The organism is Streptomyces sp. NPDC006643 (assembly GCF_042870175.1).
In the GTDB taxonomy this organism is placed as follows: domain Bacteria; phylum Actinomycetota; class Actinomycetes; order Streptomycetales; family Streptomycetaceae; genus Streptomyces.
Window position 1 is genome coordinate 70,619 of the sequence record NZ_JBIAHA010000031.1, and the last position, 17,911, is coordinate 88,529.

Sequence of the window (17,911 nt, forward strand, 5' to 3'; positions counted from 1 at the left end):
GTGTCCCCCCAACACAGTTCTGGCGCCAACCTCATAGGGATCGCTCAATGCCTCCTGGCCGGTCTCCTCACACCAGGTGCCCTTCTTGACCACAACCGTTTCACACCGCCACAGCGCACGCCCCCATGCAGGTCGAGGAACAGATCCGACTGTCACAACACGGCACGGCGCGGACCGGACGCAGAGAACCGACCTGTTCCAGTTCCGCAAGCTCACCAGAGCCCGGCGGGCGTCCGTCCCGCCGCTTTGAGGAGGATGTCCCGCGTGGAGCCCATCGCGTACTTGTCGATATCGCTGGAGAGTTCCGCCACGTCCAGCAGGAGCGGCCCGATGTCGACACCGGCGTCCCGTGCCTGCCCGCACAGATCGTTCAGGGCAACCATCATGTCCCGTGCGTCCCGGCCCTGGTCCTCGACGGACATCTCCAGCAGCCGCTGTCGGAAGCCCTGTGCTGTGGGATCGAAGGGCAGGGTCGTAGCCCAGCAGAACGAGTGGCACCGCTCCAGGAGCGCCCGCAGGGCGGCGCGGACGTCTTCGTCGCCCTCCTCGTATCGGGAGAGTACGTCCCGAAGCGCGGCCTCGGCCTCCGGGCGGATCCCCGCCTCGTCCAGCGGATGCGGGCCCTCTTCCACCTTCCGCGTCCAGTCAGGGTCCGTGAGATCCACTGGCCTCGTCGCGACGGGCTCGATGCACAGATCGATCAGCGCGACCCGCTCCTCAAGTTCAGCCAGTTCGGTCACGGCGCCCCTTCCCTGTCCGCGTCTCTGCGGCACGACGAGGTCACATCCTCCACGGCGGGAACACGGGACGCCATGGCCGCAGCCCGCGGACGGTTCCTCCGTATCGACGACGCGACAGACTGATCAGCTCGACATCTCGTTCGGATTCCTGGCTGATGCGGAACGCGGTGACGAGACGTCCGATCAGTTTCTCGTGAATCGGACAACACGCGGTGCCGGCCCGAACTCTTAGCCTGTGCAGGAGCCTCCCAAGGGGCTGCCTACGGTGCGGACTGTGGGGTGGCCTCGGCGGCCGGCCCCGGGCTCCCCCATTTCATGCCCAGTGCTGCGAGGGCGTCGAGCTGTTCGGACAAGCGCAGGAGCGGACCCGGCAACGACCGCGAAGCTCAGCGAGATAGGGGGCGCCCTCCGTCTCGGTGAACTCGGGGAGACGGAGAAGCAGCCGCCGCCCGCGACGGCGGGTTGGGCCCGTGACTGTTGGTTCAGATGCGTGGGCGGGGAGTGCGGGTGACGGAGCCGGGCGGAAAGAATTCGGCCCCGAACACATCGGCCGCTCCGTCGATGTGCAGAGTCAGATCACGCATGCCGCGGAGGGGAGTGAGGTCCACGATCCGGCTCTTGCCATAGCAGCTGATGTGCAGTGTCTGCAGACGGGGAAGGCGTTCGCGTACGAGTGTCAGGTCCCCGCCCTCCCAGGGCAGCCAGAGTTGGCGGATCTGGGGGAGGGGCGGTAGCCGTACGATGTGGAGCCCGGAATCGTGACTCAGCATCAGGTGGTGCAGGTTGGGCAGCTCGGCCACCTCCGCGGACCCTCTGACAAGTCCCGCCAGGTCCAGTGTGGTGAGGTTCGGCCAGCGGGTGATCCCCTCCAGCGTGAGGCTCCGGCACGCTGCCGGCCCGAGACGCAGACTCGTGAGGTCTGCGCCCACCGGCAGATCGCCGAGGCTCTGCTGGGGAAGATCCAGGTCGATTTCAAGGGACTTGAGATGGACCAGAGCCTCGAGACTGTCGACAAGTTCTGCCCCGCAGCCAACGAGGTCAAGAGTGTGGACAGACGCGTCCGCCAGCGCCGTCAGGTCTGTGACGTTGGGGCAGTTGACGAGCCGGAGCTGTTCCAAGCCCCGGTAAGCGCGCACGAAACTCATGTCCCGCACCACGCTGTTGTTGAACATGCTCAGACTGCGGAAGCCCTCTGGTGCGAGTGCGGCTGTCACCGTGTCCACGGGGAAGTCCCCGAAGAAGGTGATCCTTCCAGGCATCGGCAGGGCTCGGAGTGCGGCCATCTGCTCGTCGGAACGGATCGCCAGCGCCGGAAGGCCCGGCATGTGGGCGAGGATCTCGCGGGCGTAGTCGTGGGTGTCGAAACGATCCCACGCGTTCGCCAGGGCAAAGGCCGTCGCACTGCTGGCGCGGAACTTCTTCAGCACGGTGAGAGCGGCGTCTCCGCCGATCTCGGAGGCAGTGATGGCGACGGCGTTGGCTTCGTCGTCCTCAAGGCCCTCGGGTCCGGGGAGGAGGCCGAGTATGACCGGGCCGACCGCGGCAAGTTCCACAGCCTCGTCGTAGCTGCGCGGGGGCAGCAGCGCTCTGCTGCGCTGTTCGACCTCCCGGCGCACGTCGGGGTCGAGCTCTGTCGCGTTCTCCAGGCACGCGGTGGCGAGCAGATGCAGGCGGACGCGGTGTTTGGGGGTGCGGTCACCGCGGGTGGTGAGACGGCGCAGCAGGGTGACCCGTTCGTGGGGGCGGGCGTGGGCGACCGCCATGCGCAGGACGTCCTCCCACTGGTCGTCGTGGGCATGGCGCACGAGGAGGGGGAGGTCGCGGGCCTCGACGGCTGCCTTCGCGCCGAGGTAGTCCTGGAAGGTGCGGTGAATGAAGTCGACCGTCTCCGCGGTGGGGGTACGCAGCAGCCCGGAGCGGGCCACCAGATGGGCGAGTACACCCGCGGCGTCGCTCTGCTCGGCGACCCGGGGCATTGCGGGCAGGGCGTCACCGATCAGGGCCTGCGCGGTGTCGTGATCCATCTCCGTTTGGCCGTTGCGCACGAGCCAGTAGGCCAGCCGCTGCAGGAGCTGAATGCTCTGGTGCTCGGTGAGGACCAGGCCCTCGGGGGCGTCGATGTCGCGTTCGCGGTCGCGGCGCACCAGCAGCATCGACAACGCCGCCTCGTAGAGTTCCATGCGGCCTTGGGGGAGATGGCCGTGCCGGTCACGGTGCAGCGCGCACACCAGGGCGCACAGCAGCGGAGTCGTGGTCAGCCGGGCTAGGTCCCGCTGGGAGCGCAGGGTGTCCTTCAGCGCCTCCTGCAGTGAGGACAGGTGGGCACGCTCCCGCGCCCCGTCGGCACCGGCAGTGGCTGCGGAGTGCCAGCGGGTGACGAACACCCCCACGTCCCGCTCGCTCATCGGCCGCACCGTCAGCTCGCTGAAACCGCTCTCCGCCAGCCACCCCTCAGGGACGGCGCCAGGGCGGGTGGTCACCACGCATGCGGCCCGGGGATAGGCGGCCAGCGTCTCCAGCAGCCACTGCCTGGCCTGCGACCGCTGCGCCCGCGGGACTTCGTCGAGGCCGTCGACGAGCAGCAGCCCCCGCCCGCCCTCCAGGACCCGGTCGGCCCAGCCCGAAGGCTGCGCGTCGGACAGCGAGCACCCCACCGCGGTCAGGAGCTCGTGCGGCCCGGGCAGCGCACCGTGGCGGATCAGGGTACGCAACGGCAGCATGAACGGCAGACACCCATCGAGGTGGGCCATGTCGCCCGGCAGTTCCAGCCGGGCGGTCATGAGCGCGAGCCACTGCAGCAACGTGGTCTTCCCACCGCCGGCCAACCCCCGCACCAGGACCCGCCGCCGCCCGGCCAGAGCCTGCTCGGCCCGCTCCACCCTCCCCTCCACCCACTTACCGGACACACGCGCAAGGCTGTCCGCCTGCGCGGAGGCAGCGAGTTCCAGACTCAGATAAGCCGCGTCCAGCGGCCAGCACGCCCGTTCCGGTCGGGACAAATCCAGCCCGATCACCGACAACTGACCATGCCGCTGCTCCACATACCGCCGGTACCGTTCCTCGAACCGCCCGTCCACGCCCGCGTCAGCACCCCCGCCAACCACTCGCGGGGCCGGAAGTGTGGCGGACGGCAAGGCCGCGCTGCGCAACTTCAGCAACTGGCCGGCATCCGCGCCCAGGGCACGGGCCAGCGCGACCACAGTGGCCTCGCTGGGCACCTGAAGCCCGTTCAAGGCCCGGCTGGCGGTGGTATGCCCCAGACCCGCCCGCAACTCCAGACCGGCCATCGTCAGCCGGCGCTCCGCCCGCAGATGCCTCAACTGCGCCTTCAGCTCCGCAAGTCCATCCCTGACGTCCCCACCCACCGCGCTACCCCCGTCAACTCCGCCCTTGTACTGACCCGTTCATCTTCGTCCACCTGAACACCACCGCACCCGTATCCGGACATCTTCCGTCCCATTACGCAACCCGCAACGGAACGGAAGAACCTCATGGCCCTGTCCACCACCGCGCTGGCGCTGTTCGCCGTCGCACTCCTCGCCGTCACCCTTCTCGCGCTCCTGGTCGCCGTCGGCGCCGGCCTGCTCGCCCAAGCCGACGGCGCCTCCACACCGGCCGCTCTGCTACGCGCCGGCGTAGCCTTCGGCAGCACCCTCACCGTGCTCACCGCACTGCTCGCCCTGGGAATCAGCGCGCTGACGCCATGACAACCGCAGCCCGCATCCCCCGCTCACGCGGGTCGCAGCGGAGGCAGCCCCCGGACGACAGCGGCCGGGTTGAGGCGCGTACTTCCGGTCGAGCGGGCCTCATACAGCCTCAGGCAGCCGTCGGGCGTCCGCGTCTGCCGCGCACGCCGTTGAAGGGGCGGGTGTGGAAGCGGCAACGGCTCCCGCGAGGCCTCAACTTCCGTCACTCATAGTCACTACGAGGAGTGGGGGCTGATCTTTTGGGGGAGTCTTCTTGCATTCATTACCAGCGGCCGATAGAACATAACCCATAGGAAATTGGCGCAGTCATGGATGGTCAGTTTGAAATACGTAACCATTCCTGTGGGGGACATTGTCGACGACCGTCCCATCAGGAAATCTTATGAAGATGTCAAAGGGCTCGCCGTCTCCGTCAAGGGAAACGGGCTGCGCGTCCCGCTGATGGTCAACCCGGCAGACATGTCCCTCATCAGCGGGTCGCGCCGGCACGTCGCCTGCCGCATGGCGCGCCTGGTGACCGTGAAGGTGGCATTTCCCTCGAATATCGATGAGGCCCTTGAGGAACTCGGGACGCATGTCACCCGGCCCAACAACCTGCACAGTGTCCCGATGCGACCTCGAGAAAAACTGGACCTGGCTCTGAGGCTGGGAAATCTACCCAAATCCGCATCCCGATCCATCCGTTCCGATCACATCATCGGGCCGGCCGTGGGGCTGACCGGGTCGATTCTGTGGCGGCTGCGCTCGGTGGACCACGAGGCGTCGAGAAGGGGCCCGGAGCAGGACTCCAGCGCGCGTGCCGCCAGTACCATGCTTGGCCTGATGCTGGAGGCGGTCGAACGTCCCGTCCACGGATGGACCGCGGGGCAGACGGTGCGCCTGCTTCACGGCATTTGGAAATCGGGAGAGTGCGCCGACTCCCTAGAAAGCGTCTGCACCCCGCCGGCCAGCCCAAAGATCAGGGTGTCCGGACAAGCGCTCAAGCCCCAGACCGTGCTGCGCCCCCCGCCCACGCCGAGGCCGGGACACGTCGAAGTCCGGCGCGGTGTGGACACCATCTCCGGCGCGTGCGCCGGCCTGGCCAGTCTGGACACCACGAATATCGCTCCTGCGGACATCACATACCTCATCCGGGAGATCAAGAACAACCAGCAGATCCTCCGCCGCATCCTGAAGAACGTCCAAGAGGCTGACCATGACCACTTTGCTCGCCAGTGAGATCGAACTCCTCGCTCCTGACAGCGTGACCACCGACGACCGGGTCAACACCAGGCCCGTCGACCGAAGTTGGGTGGCGCGAAGGCTCAGAGAGGGGTTCGATGAGAAACGCCTGGGCGTTCCTACCGTCTCGGCCCGGCCGGACGGCACGTTCGTCTGGCTCGACGGACAGAACAGAGGTGCACTGTGCATGGCTGCGAACCGTGGCGATCTGAAGATCAGCATGAAGGTGTTCAGAGGGCTCACACTGGCCGAGGAGGCGGAGCTGTTCCTGGGGCTCAACGACAACCGCAGGGTCGCACCGATCTACAAGTTCCTCGCCGAAGTGACTGCAGGCCGGCCCGAGGCCCTGCGCATCACCCGGATTGCGACCGAGAACGGCTGGACGGTCTCCGACGCCGGGGGCCCCAGCAATATCGCGGCCGTCGCAGCACTCAGCACGATCTACCGCTCCACCACGCCGCCCGGGACCACCCTGCGCACCGTCCTGTCCATCCTCACGCAGGCATGGGGACACACCCCCGAGGCAGTGAGCGCCCATCTGCTCCACGGCATGGCTTCCGTGGTCAACGGCTGCCCCGAACTCATCCCTGCCGCCATGGTGAAGAAGCTGGCTCTGCACGACGGAGGGCCCGTCAGTATCGTCGGCAAAGGCCGCGGCTTCCGGTCGGCCACCGGATGCACCGTCACCCAAGGTGTCGACCAGGTCATGAGAGGCATCTACAACAGCAGCCGCCGCGCGGGGCGCCTGGAGACCTGGGGGCCGCCCGCGCCACGCTCCGCCGGCGCCCAGGCGCACCTCACCGCACACGGGTGACACGTGCCGGGGACCGCAGGACCGCGGGCGAGCCCCGGCGCACTGGACGGGCAGGACTTCGCCCCCCATCAGATGAATCCCGCCGCAGCGCGCCGACGAGCCCCGACCTCCGGCGCCGGTTGCCTCCGCATCGGAGGTATCGCAGCCTCCCGCAGCCGCGGACAGCAACCGATGCCCCGCCGGGGCGACGAGGATGGTGAGCGCGGCATCCGAGCACGGCGACGCCCGCCATCGACGCAGAACAGCGGAACCGCTCGCCCACCGCGGCCAGGAGGTGCGCCCGGTGTTCCATGCCGCAGACGTGTCCCGTTCGGTTGCCGTGCGCGGCGGCTGACTGCTGCCAGCGGGGTGGGGAGCGTCTGTCGCAGCACCCGGCGTCCTGTGCGCGGCCTGCGTCTCCCGGTGCGCACGCGTGTGGTTAGGAGGCCCGCCTCCTTCCGGCGGGCCCGTCCTCCAGAGAGAGCGCGCGAGGAAGTCGCGTACTTCCTCGTAGAACTCGTGGTCCTGCGGGCCCTGTTCCGCGTAGCCGGGGGGGCCTCCCTCGCCGCAAGGGGTCTGCTTGTGCCGCCCACCGCCCCTGCCTCCCGCCGACGGGCTGGCCCGCCCTCTGAGCCAGTCGGTCAGATGCTGCGCGTCGCCGTGCCCCCATGCCGCTGCAGCGTCGAGATACTTGACAGTCCGTTCGTAGCGTTCCCGACCAGCCGCCTCCTGCGCCGACTTCTGGCTCCCACCGCCACGTACTTCGATGACCGCCAGCCGGAAGGCGGCTCCGGGGTGCCGTTCCCGCCACGCCACTGCGAGAAATGCCCAGGCGTCCGTCAGCTCCCCCCGTCGCAGCAACCGTGTGCCGATCCGGTAGCAGCGGTTGGCGTCGGCACGTACTTCACTCACCACACCGGCGTCGTGCACCAGCTGTGGTCCCCAGTCGCCGTCGGGACGATTCCAATAGTCCACTGGTTCCTTCCGCTTCCGAAGGGGCGGAAGGCCCCCAGAGCTTCCGTTCGTGGTGCCGAGAGCCTTTTCAGGCGTGCCGTCGCTCATTTCGTTTCACCGTCCTTGGGTTTTTTTCTGTTCACATGAGCCGCCCGGACACGGTCCTTGACGTCCGGGTGCTCCCTCATCTGCCGACGAGCTCGGGACAATTGCGAATCCACCTGCGCGCGAGGGATGCCGAGTTCCTCGGCAACCTTCTCGGGTGACAGACCGTCCAGCACTGACAGCTGTACACACTGCCGTGCCTGCGGGGCGCGCAGGGAGCGGAGCGCGGCCTGTGAGCTCTGCCAGATCTCTTCCTCCGCCGACTGGCCCCACACCGACGAGTCGCCGTAGCCGGCCGTGACGCTCAATTCCCGCCAGTCCAGGCCCGCCTGCCGTACAGCCACGACCGCGGCCGACTCCAGTGCCATGTCATCGCTCGAGCACTCCCTGACCTTGCGGACGCTGAGCGCCTCCAATACCAGCCGTTCGACGCAGCGTTTCAGATAGGCCACCGGCTGCCGCTCCGGATCCACTCGGCCCTTGCCCACCGCTTCGGTGATCGCGTCGTCGACGAGTTCCTCGTGCGAGGCCTTCGGCATCTGCGTGAAACGCGCGACATGGTGAAGCAACTTCCCCCGCAGTTCCTGGTGTTGCGCGGCAGTCATCTCGCTGAAGTAGGAGCCGTCAGCGCCACCCGCCCGGTCCGGGGCGCCAGCGCTCACCACGGCTGTCTTCTGCCGGTATGAACGCGCACCCCACGGTGCGGCTGCGGGCGGCCGGTCACGCAGAGCGGCTGCTCACGATGCCCGGCGGCAGGCCCGGCACCGATCAACGTACGATGTGGCACTTGGCATGCGTTTCGGGGAAAAATGGCACATAGCAAGGGAATTCGCCTTGCGTCGGTCAATGTACAACGGGGACCCTGCTGCATGTCAGTCGCTCTCAACCAGTTGGCGGGAAGGGCCCGTGGCCCTTCATCTTCCGGTGGGCGGAAACAGAAACTCCCTCAACAGGCCTTTTCCTGAAAGGATTTCGCCTGTTCGGCCGACACGTCCCACCGTCGGACGTGGGAACGGGCACCGGGGATCGGCTATTTGCCGTTCGTTTCCGCCGGCTGCTCTTCCGGCCGCACCCGGCGGGGCGCAGTCCGCCGCAGCGCCAGCCGGAAACCGTCCGGATGCTGCACATGCACCGCAGCTCCCTGCGGGAGGCGGTGCAGCAGAAGCAGTACGCCGAGATCACGGTCCCACCGCTCTGTGAGGTCCGGCACCTGTACGTTCTCCCCGCGCCGGTTCCTGCGGCGAGAAGGGGACCAGTACCTCGCCACGGCGCACACTGCGGATACCACTCCCGCACCCGCTGCCATGTACTCGAGAACTTCGCGCATCACGGTCTTCCTCTTCTCTGCTCCTGAAGAGGCCTTTTGCCTCACTTCTCCTAGGGCGGAGAAACGTTACTTCTCAACAAGCGAGGTGAACGTTCCCTCGGGAGAGTGGAACGGTTCCGCTTTCCGGCGGACAGATGAGGGGGCTTCGACCCAAACACCCGGGCGCACGGTGCTGTTGCCCCACCGAAGCCGACGCCGCATCCGTCGGTGCGCTCGCACACCGCGTTCGGCCTGGCAGTGGCCGGCTGATCGGTGCTGAGCCGGTTTATGCCTTCGCAGATGAAGGCCGGGACGGACCCGACGAGCACCGTTGGTCCTGTCTCACTGAACTTTGATCGGTCTCACCGAAGTTTTGAGTGAGTGCTCCTACGCACGTGAGTACGAGTACTCACGTGCAGGGTGGGTGGCTTGATCACAGACTTGGCGCATGAGACGAACCTCTGCCCTGACTGGCATGGATGCCCGCTTCTCGCGCCGCCCACGGCACACGCACGTTACTACGGCCTTTGTCGTTCTGGTTCTCGCCGCCTGCGGTGCCGAGAAGACAGGTACCGACGGACTGCGGAGCGACCCCGCTGGAACCGCCGAGGTCCAGCCCGGCCTCACGGAGATACTGGACAGCGTCGAGCAGTCGTGTCTCCCGAGCGCCCCGCCAGAGGCGGCGCCGAGCAGTCCGGCGCAGGCACCCCCCGGTGCGGTGGAGACACCGCCGGACGTTGAGCCCACCGTCCCCACCGCAGGGCTGGAAGTGGAGTTGAACGCTCGCGACTGGTGCGCGAGCAACCTCCACGAGGAGCTTATCGCGCAGGCGCTCTGGGACCTGGTGGATCCCACCCCTGCCAAGGTCAGGACGATCCTGAACGACCTCGGCTACGTCGACGGGCGCATCCACGACCTGACGGTCGGGTGCGACCACGCGGTTCTTCCTCGACCTGCGTGACAAGGGCGGACGGCTCTGCTTGGAGGGCTCGGCAGCCGGTGAGAAGACCGTCATCGACAAATGCGTAGCCCCCGTGTCCGGCCCGTTCACGCCAGGAAAGCGGAATCAGTGAACACTGGCCTGGTGTGATCGGAGCCCGGCGCACGATCACTCAAGCTTCGGTGAGACCGATCAAGCTTCGGTACGACAGGACAACCGTGGTGCCGCCCGGCAGCGAGTCCGCTTCCGCTCCGGCGACACGCTCCACAACCGGTGAATGAGAAGACGCCTCCTGACCGTACCCGCCGGTCCTGCCCGTACGTGCGTCTGTGATCACCTTACGGTTCGCCCTGTGCCAGCGATCGTTGTCGCTCCCAGGCCTCACACTGGGTGCATGACGACCTATCAGGGACCTGTGACCGTTGTGGCCGGTGACGTGGAAGCCACGATGCAAGCCGACTTGTCTGTCACCGACCGGGGCGGGGCGAAGTCCTGGAGCGGTCACCTGTCCGAATACGAAGACACCGACATGTTCAAGGTCCTTACCTCGGACACCGCCGTCATGCGTCTCCCGAACGGGCGGGAAGGGCGCTTCGTGCTGGAGGGCAGGCTGACATCCGGCCAGATCGCGATGGGCGTGCTGGGCAGCGGCCCCGCACCCTTCTGAGTCCGGCGGCGCGAACGGTGCCATCGGCACGAGACCACGGCAGCCGCCCGCGACGTCCTCGACCCTCATGCCCAGGAGGTCACTGTGAGTGCGAGGCCGAGCCTTTTGAGCTCATCTGGTGATCAGCGCAAGGCTGTCCGCGATAACCAACACCGACTGCCGCGTATCACCGAACGCGGCAGCTCGTAGTCCGGGAAGGAGACCCAGTGGTTGAGCACGCCGTCACCCGGATCCGCTGCGGCCCCTGCCAGATACCGGGCAGCCGACGGCGGGTACCGGATCGCAGCGGGGGAGGGACGGCCGGACGCGTCCGCTTCGGTGTACGGCCGGAGCCCGGCACCTGGTGGTGACGGGCCCCGGCGGTCCCGGCCTGGTCCGGGCTTCAGAAGGTGTATGGCTCAGGGCTTTCGTTCCGCCGGGACGGTGAGGTGCGGCAGTCAGGAAAGGGCCTGGCCCGCGTTCCGATGGTCAGGGCATCCGCGGGCGGTTGATGCCTTTCTGTGAACGAGGGCTTCTGAGACCTTGGCAGAGGCTGGCTGCCCGTGTCCGCCACGGCCTCACCTCCGAGAGCGGCCGGCTGCCTTGTTCCTTCGCGGGCGGCAGCGGAGCGGAGGGTGCGGCGTCTGCGGGCACTCCTCGATGGGTGGCGTCGGCGCGGGTCCAGGCCCCCTCCCATAGGCTGGCTTTCCGCGTTCCGGGCTGCACGTTCCCGCACACCTGCACGAAGGCCATGAAGAGATCCTTGGACGGCATGCGTTTCCCGGCGAGAACCGCGCCGAGAGTGCTGCGAGGGAGACGCCCGACCCCTGCTTGTTCGGCGAGTACACGAAGAGGCTTGTTGCCGTGCGTGAACCGCATCTCGTGCATGGCGTCGAGCAGTTCGATGGGTTCACGGATGAACGAGGGTGCGAGTACGCGCCGCCGCCCGGCGCCGGCGCCGGGGCTGTCGGGCGGTGCGGTGGCGGTCCGGGCCCTCTTCCACAGCCGCTCGGCACGGCGTTCCTCCCCGTCGCATACACGCACGTAGGCCAGGACCACCTGCCACGAAGGAAGACTGCGGCCCTTGTCGGCGTAGTAGAACCGCATGTGAGGAAACGGGTTGGACGGATCTGTCGTTGCTCGTAAGGCCATCTCGCGGTAGCTCAACCCCGACAGCTGGCGCAGCGACCCTAGCCACTGCGCCAGCTCGTCGACGGGGTTCGGCTTCGCGAGGGCACTGTTGCCCCTCACGATGCCTCCCCCTTACGCCCTGCGGCCTGTGAAGACGCCGGCCGTGCGGCGGATGAGTTCGACGGCCGCCAGGCCGCCGACGGTGAGCGTCGCGATGATCGTCTCCGGAGTCTGCCCTGCGACCACCATGGCGGCGGTCAGAAGCAGTACGACGATGACGATGACGACGGCCGGGGCCGGCAGCTGAACGCTGCCGGCCTTGACCGGGTCCTGCACACAGGCGTGTGCGGATCCGTGCCTCTTCTTCATTTGTGATCTCCTCGGTCGTTGCTACTCGACACGAGGCTCCGCGTACGACGGTCCTCCAGCCTTGCAGAGCGGGGTGACCCAGAGCCTGATGCCCAGCTTTCTGCCCTCCTCTTGAGGACGTAAAGGCGTTACCGGCAGGGCTGTTTCATACTGTCCTACTTGTGGTTACTGCCCGTCAGGGAAAAACCTGCAGGCAGGCGGGGTGCAGGCCGGGTGGCTGTTTCCGCGGCAGGAGTAGAAGTCCGACAACTGTCTACTCGCACCGCTTGTGCGAGGCGGATGAAACCGCAATTCTCTGGGGACAACCAGAGCAGGGCGTTGGGAACTTTCTCAAGGCCGGGCAGACGGAGAACCCCTGAGGAGAAGTGCGCCCGGGGCAAAAAGAGCGAGGGAGGGGATCGGCATGGCAGCGCAGGAAAGCCTGAGTTGGATGATCGTTCTCACGGACGCCGAGGGATTCCCTCCGCCTCGTAGCGACAAGCCGGCGCATGTGAGGGAGCTTCTTCACGAGGCCATGCACCACGGCTTGCTCTCCTCGGCCCGTGGGGTCCCTTCCATGTCCGCCGCCGCCCCGGCCTGGCCCGGAGGTTTCACGACGGAAAACTGCGGCAGCTCTCCTGATGGCCCCCTCCTTCCCGTATACCGCAGGCAGGTGCACCGGCCGCCTGATGCGCGGTACCGCAGTGACACGGACCCGGCACGGGTCCCGTGGCACCTGCCTGCTCCGGCGGTCCGGCAGGCCGGACAGAACCGGAACCTGGCCGTGACCGCGCACGCGTTTCTGCACAAGACGGCGCCCCCGCGGAGCCAGGGCGCCGCCGAGCACAGTCTTGCCCCGGTCAGCCGCGCCAGCACGGATGTAACCCGCCAATGTTTCCTCGTCCCCGTCAGGGGGGGCCGGCCCCCCGGCGCCCGGAGGCTGCCGGGCGGACCGCTCCACGGGAAGCCGGTCGCCATCTGCAGACCGTCGGCCCGACGAAGAGCGCGGAAAGCGCCGGCGGAGGCCCTGCCGGAAACGGCATTCCCTCACTCCGCAGGTTCGGCCGGCCGCCCGTGCCATACCGGGCGCATACGACGCCGGGTTCCCCGGCGGAGCGGTCCGGCGACAGGCGTCGCACATTCGGGGCGCCCGGCCGCTCCTGCGCGCCCGGCCGTGGGGATGAGGCCCGGCCTTCGAGCCGCGTCCAGGCCAGAGCTGTTCCGGCTCCTTGACGCCGGTCGCCACCAAGGAAAAGACTCCCGCATCCGCTGATTTATGACGCGGACATGATCACGGTCTCCCCGGCCGTTGCTACTCGACACAAACAGGGGACACAGGCATGCCTCGTTGCAGCGAAGCATGTCACTGCGCAGCGAACCTGCGCAGATTCCGGCGGTTTCGGGGATACCACAGCCTTCTGTGTGGGTTCGCGAGACCGCCGGACGCATGGGGGGCGTCTGGAAAGGAGAACCACTCGCTTCGGTCGCCCGCCGGTTCCTCTTCTTCCGGCCGGACCCGGCGCACGTGCTGAAGCCGCATCCGACGGCCGGAGGCGATCGCGCTTGCTGGGCCATGGCGGGCAGGGGCGCTGTTTGCCACGGACTCCCGCCGCCCCCCGGCCAGCACTCCACCCGCCGGGGGCAGGTGCTGTCCGGGGCAGGTTCCGGCCCGAGTACCTGCTTCGCCAGACCGTTCTGGCATTCGCCCTCAGGGCGGAAGGCCTGGGACATCGCTGATGGGAGCTGCGCTTCACGCCGCCGGGGCAGCCGGTGAACTCAGGTGCTGTGGCGCCCGAGGATCTGCCTGGACGGCTCGCGTCCACCGCGCCGCCGTCGAGCCCGCTCCTGATGGGGGCGGGTCAGGCCACCGAGGCGAACAGTGTCTGATGCTCATCGCCTCTCGCGACAGGGAACGCTCCTACGGCTCCTCCACCACCGGAGGCTTCGACGCTACTGACCTCGGCCGCCGCGTGGACGCCGCAGGCGGTGACGTCACCGCAGCCGTTCACCAGTGGCTCGTCGCGACCGGCCGCATCCACCAAGACGCCTACATCACACACCTGGAGATCCGCACCTGGCGCCCCCGCCGACCACCCGGCTTCGGACGAACGGAGACGTGGGTGCCGGGGGCCGGACACAGGGCCACGTGTACACCAAGACAGTCGTGCGGCCCGTCGCGTTACCAGCGGGCCTCAGAAGGCCGAAGGCCAACACGACCCGCCAAGGCTCTGACCGTGGAACCCACAACCCCAAGCCCGTCACGGATACAGAGCTTCGCGCGCCCAACTGCTGCCGAGCGCGCCGTACTGCACGAGCTCCCCCGCGTTCCTGGCGGCCTATCAGGATCGCCGAGGGCGCCGCTCCACCGGCGGCCACCGAGTGGCCAGCAGTGCACGACGCCCGCTGAAAGGCTCCGCAAGGCGATCCTCCGGCGTCCGGTGATAGCCACCGACGACGTCGAGCGAACCCCCCTTGTACTCCAGGTCCCTCCACGACTGGTGCCGTACCGCCGCGACGACCTCCGCGGGCGGCAGACGGCCGGTGTCGAAGTAGTCGCCCAGCAGTACCTTCACCCTTATGGAGTCCAGGTACCGGGTTCCGGTACCGCACGTCCGGCCTCGTCGGCGGCAACGCCTGCTACTCCCACTGCGGTGCATCGGCGACGGATTGCTGCTCGTCGCCGAAGTACTGCTCGGTGTAGAGGTCCTCTTCTCGCATGTCCGAGGTTGTGGTGCGGCAGCGCCGCCGGCAGAAGAGCACCTCGGCCAAGGGGTATCTGCCGCATGTCCCGTCCCGGTAAAGGTGATGCCCCTACAGTTCTCCCATGGCCTACGACGAAGAGACCGGGACCATCCGAGACGTGTTCGTGGTGGAACGCCCGGCTGGGACGAGCCTCTCGGATTCGAGCAGTCCCGGGGGGATCAGCGCCCTCCTGCGGGACGCCGCTAACGTGCTCGCTGGACACGCCGTGCTCTACCCGGCCGACGCCGAACTCGGTGAGATCAGGGCTGCGGCGAGGGAGAAAGGCCGTCAGGAAGGCATGCTGATCGGCGTCGTCGCCACCGTCGCCGCCGTCGCGGTCGGTGCCGTCGCCGTGAAGGCCATGCCGCACGCCGAGAGCAAGCTCAACAGCCTCAGATCGAAGCTGAACCGCAAGCCCGGGGATTCCCCCGAGACGGCCCCCCTCCAGGCCGTGCCGGAACCGCCCGCCACGAAGGACGAGGTGCCTCCGCGCCGAGGTCGGCACCTGCACGTGGCGTGAGACCCCATGCGGACCACCTGCCGCATGTGCCCTCGCGAGGTAGGACGGTGCCGCAGTCTGTCCGGCGTGACGCCTGCGCACCGAGGACATGCTGCACACCGCCTCCTGTGCCGCGCACTCGGCGAGTCCGCGGAGAGGATTCGGCCCGGCCTGGTCATCCCGACCGGCAGACGCAAGGGACTCGGTCCCTCCGTCGGCGGTGTCTACCGCGCCCTCGCGGAACACGAGAAGGCCAGGCGTATCCCGAAGCCGTCGAGGCCGCCGCGCAGGCCGACTTCACCGTCGCCCCGCGCAGTCAGGCATGCGTACAGCTCCGACCGAAAGGGTGACACTTCCACGAACGCATCCCGCAGGACGCCCCGATGCACCAAACGCACGCCCACGGCCTTCGCGCTGATCCACTCTGTGACGGAGAACAGGATCAGAGGAAGGCCGCCGACATGTCCGCTGAAGTGCGAAGAACGCTGATCAAGTGCGAGTTGCGATCGACGCCGGTCGTTGGATGACAAGGCCAACTGCCGTTTCTCGGGCTGTCCCAGTTGTGGCCGCCCGAGGGTCGGCGGTCAGTTGGAGTGGGCCGCGCCCCGTGCCGAGTACCAGGAGGGGTACCAAGCACCGCCGGGCCGCTCGAACGACAAGCTCATCCCTTGATGAACTCGGTGATCTGCGGGGCGATTTTCTTCGGCGCCATGACGACAGCGCCGTGGTTGAGTCCGGGCAGGGTGCGGTGGTCGGCCTGCGGCAGGATCTCGGTGACGGCGAGGGCAGCGCGCCTGAACGCGGCCGGGCTCTTGCCGCCGGTCAGCACACGGGTGCGTACGGCCACCCCCTTCCACTCCTCGGCATCGAGCGGCTTGCCCTGCTGGGTATCACCCATAACTGCGATGTCGTAGGGCAGAGTACTGGCCAGCTTGGTGAGGTTTGCCCACATCTTCGGCATGAGTTTCATGAAGAACACCGCGATGCCGGGCATGCCCTGCACCCTGGTCATGAAGTACTTGACCGCGTCGCTGTGCCGGCCTGCCGTAAGCAGCACGGTGATCTGCTGCGCGAGATCCGAGGGCGGCCCGTCGTCGCCTTCGGCGACCACGAACGGCGGCTCATACAGAGCCAATTGGTCGACGTTGACTCCGGCAGCAGCCGCGCGCAGGGCGAGGACCGCTCCGGAGGACGAGCCGAACAGCGACGCCGAACCGCCGACGTGTTCGACCAACGCGGCGATGTCCTCAATCTCGCGGTCGGGAGCGTAGGCGTCGGCGTCACCGCTGGCGCCCCTCCCACGCCGGTCGTAGTTGATCACAGTGAAGTGCTGGGCGAGAAGAGCCGCGAGTTTGGTCGTGTCGGAGCGGTCTGCCAGCGCCGAGGCAACCAGGATGATCGCCGGCCCGCGGCCCGACTGCTCGAATGCAATCTCGGTGCCGTCGGCGGAGACGACATGGGCGTCTGCTCTGGCCGACTGCTCTCGCTCTGTTGACATCTTCATCTCTCCGGTTCACGTAGGGCCGCGCTGCTGTGTTGAGCGTTACTGCCGATAGGACCTCCGCAGCGCAGAGAACTCATCGGTGTGCCGGGCGCTCGACGCCGAAGCCCTCACCTCTCGGAGGGAAACAAACCCCTCACGCAGGACCGCGGACATGGCCGGAGACGGCTGTCGCTCACGCTGGCGAGTTGTGCGGTCCGGCGGGAGGAATGAGCAGAGCAACACCGTCTCCGGTCAGTCTGCTTCGGCCGTCCGGCCGGCAGGGCATGCAGATTCCGCCCTGTTCCCCGCCCCAACCCTGCGGACGGGCGTTTCGATGCCTGCTTGGATCGGTCGGGGGTACCGGGCCGGTATGGCCATGGTGAAGCGTGTACAAGTAGCCCTTGCTCCCCGCGCGGTACGGCAACTGCGCCGCGTCCGCTCTGTGTACCTGGTCGGCGTGATGCTGTCCGTACTGGGTCTGCTCCTGCAGTCCGGCCGGGTGAACAGCGGCCGGCAATCGGAGATCGCCGCCGCCCTGGTGGTGGTGTTCACCCTGCTTCTCGGACTGACGGTGGTTCAGCTATGGCGGCACCAGAGGACAGCCCACTGCAGTACCGCCAAAAAACTGACCCCCTCCGCCTGAACACCGGAAGAGAAGACGAACCGCCACGGAACGACGGCCGGCTTCCGAGCTCAGCCCCCGGCGGTATCACCGGAGGAACCGGGCAGATCCAGGCGATGGACGACAGCCGCCGCATCGCGCGGCGACGGTGGAGTGACGTGCGTCCCGCAGACCGGGCCCTGCCGGGCTCATCAGCACGCAGCCGGGGTTCGTAGGAAAGCGCCACGAGTGCCGGGGGAGACCCACCTGGCCGGGGGGAGGACGGACGCCATCCGCCGGTCCAATGGGGCGGCGCTCCGCAGCTCGTATCGGTGATGGAACGCATCCGCGTTGGCCGGCCTGGCGGCGGGCACCCGCGCCCGCCTGTCTCGGCGATAACAGGCGTACTCCTCGCGTCGCAACCGTCGCCACCTGCGCCTGCGTCAGATCAAGCGCACCATTCCCGAGCCGAAGGACCACCGGGGCCAACCGCCTGGCACGTGGTGAGGACGGCCGGCCCGCAGGCTTCGACAAGACGATCTACCGGCGAAGGAACGCAGTTGAGCGGACGATCAACACGTTGCAGAGCTTCCGGGCCGTGGCCACGCGGTTCGACAAGCGCGGCCACATCTTCCACGGCGCTGTCGCCTCGATCCGGCTCCGGCTCTGGCTCTGGCTCTGGCTCCGCCCGTGAT

Annotated in this window: 13 protein-coding genes and 1 pseudogene; 8 read left to right on the forward strand and 6 right to left on the reverse strand. The window is 67.8% G+C overall.

Features of this window, described 5'->3' with window-relative positions; translation table 11 throughout:
- Window positions 1-212: 212 nt before the first annotated feature.
- Together ACFYNU_RS33670 and ACFYNU_RS33675 are read right to left on the reverse strand one after the other, a co-directional pair.
- Window positions 213-740, reverse strand: a complete 528-nt coding sequence (locus ACFYNU_RS33670; RefSeq protein ID WP_356589276.1) for a hypothetical protein — start codon at window positions 738-740, stop codon at window positions 213-215.
- 482 nt (window positions 741-1,222) lie between these two features.
- Window positions 1,223-4,105, reverse strand: coding sequence for an NACHT domain-containing protein (locus ACFYNU_RS33675; protein WP_356589278.1), 2,883 nt, complete (start codon window positions 4,103-4,105; stop codon window positions 1,223-1,225).
- A 126-nt stretch (window positions 4,106-4,231) separates the two neighbouring features.
- On the opposite strand from ACFYNU_RS33675, the gene ACFYNU_RS33680 reads away from it, so the two are divergent.
- The 3 genes from ACFYNU_RS33680 (at window position 4,232) to ACFYNU_RS33690 (ending at window position 6,482) form a co-directional block, all read left to right on the forward strand.
- Window positions 4,232-4,447 carry a hypothetical protein gene (locus ACFYNU_RS33680; protein WP_356589280.1) on the forward strand — a complete coding sequence of 72 codons (216 nt, stop codon included), beginning with the start codon at window positions 4,232-4,234 and terminating at the stop codon, window positions 4,445-4,447.
- 312 nt (window positions 4,448-4,759) lie between these two features.
- Window positions 4,760-5,665 carry a ParB/RepB/Spo0J family partition protein gene (locus tag ACFYNU_RS33685; RefSeq protein WP_356589282.1) on the forward strand — a complete coding sequence of 302 codons (906 nt, stop codon included), beginning with the start codon at window positions 4,760-4,762 and terminating at the stop codon, window positions 5,663-5,665.
- Window positions 5,643-6,482, forward strand: coding sequence for a DUF6551 family protein (locus tag ACFYNU_RS33690; protein WP_356589284.1), 840 nt, complete (start codon window positions 5,643-5,645; stop codon window positions 6,480-6,482). Before ACFYNU_RS33685 ends, ACFYNU_RS33690 begins: the two co-directional genes overlap by 23 nt.
- A 1,037-nt stretch (window positions 6,483-7,519) precedes the next feature.
- Here ACFYNU_RS33690 and ACFYNU_RS33695 read toward each other — a convergent pair.
- The gene (locus ACFYNU_RS33695) at window positions 7,520-8,182 is read right to left on the reverse strand and encodes a sigma-70 family RNA polymerase sigma factor (RefSeq protein WP_356589286.1); all 663 of its coding nucleotides are present in this window, start codon (window positions 8,180-8,182) and stop codon (window positions 7,520-7,522) included.
- Window positions 8,183-9,274: 1,092 nt separating this feature from the next.
- On the opposite strand from ACFYNU_RS33695, the gene ACFYNU_RS33700 reads away from it, so the two are divergent.
- Window positions 9,275-9,787 carry a hypothetical protein gene (locus ACFYNU_RS33700; protein ID WP_356589288.1) on the forward strand — a complete coding sequence of 171 codons (513 nt, stop codon included), beginning with the start codon at window positions 9,275-9,277 and terminating at the stop codon, window positions 9,785-9,787.
- Window positions 9,788-10,160: 373 nt separating this feature from the next.
- The gene (locus ACFYNU_RS33705) at window positions 10,161-10,433 is read left to right on the forward strand and encodes a hypothetical protein (protein WP_356589290.1); all 273 of its coding nucleotides are present in this window, start codon (window positions 10,161-10,163) and stop codon (window positions 10,431-10,433) included.
- Between the two features lie 468 nt (window positions 10,434-10,901).
- Here the strand turns inward: ACFYNU_RS33705 and ACFYNU_RS33710 are convergent, their stop codons facing one another.
- Window positions 10,902-11,663, reverse strand: a complete 762-nt coding sequence (locus tag ACFYNU_RS33710) for a hypothetical protein (protein ID WP_356589292.1) — start codon at window positions 11,661-11,663, stop codon at window positions 10,902-10,904.
- Between the two features lie 12 nt (window positions 11,664-11,675).
- Window positions 11,676-11,912: a hypothetical protein gene (locus tag ACFYNU_RS33715; protein WP_356589294.1), complete on the reverse strand. Its 237-nt coding sequence runs from the start codon at window positions 11,910-11,912 to the stop codon at window positions 11,676-11,678.
- A gap of 2,803 nt (window positions 11,913-14,715) precedes the next feature.
- Between ACFYNU_RS33715 and ACFYNU_RS33720 the strand changes: the two genes are divergently transcribed.
- Window positions 14,716-15,153: a hypothetical protein gene (locus ACFYNU_RS33720; RefSeq protein WP_356589296.1), complete on the forward strand. Its 438-nt coding sequence runs from the start codon at window positions 14,716-14,718 to the stop codon at window positions 15,151-15,153.
- Window positions 15,154-15,793: 640 nt separating this feature from the next.
- On the opposite strand, the gene ACFYNU_RS33725 is transcribed toward ACFYNU_RS33720, so the two are convergent.
- Complete coding sequence (locus ACFYNU_RS33725) at window positions 15,794-16,630, reverse strand: alpha/beta hydrolase (RefSeq protein WP_356589298.1); 837 nt, start codon at window positions 16,628-16,630, stop codon at window positions 15,794-15,796.
- A 355-nt stretch (window positions 16,631-16,985) separates the two neighbouring features.
- Between ACFYNU_RS33725 and ACFYNU_RS33730 the strand changes: the two genes are divergently transcribed.
- Together ACFYNU_RS33730 and ACFYNU_RS33735 are read left to right on the forward strand one after the other, a co-directional pair.
- Window positions 16,986-17,258, forward strand: coding sequence for a hypothetical protein (locus ACFYNU_RS33730; RefSeq protein WP_356589300.1), 273 nt, complete (start codon window positions 16,986-16,988; stop codon window positions 17,256-17,258).
- A gap of 111 nt (window positions 17,259-17,369) precedes the next feature.
- Window positions 17,370-17,910, forward strand: a pseudogene (locus ACFYNU_RS33735) (IS5/IS1182 family transposase); the annotation flags it as partial.
- Window position 17,911: the final 1 nt, after the last annotated feature.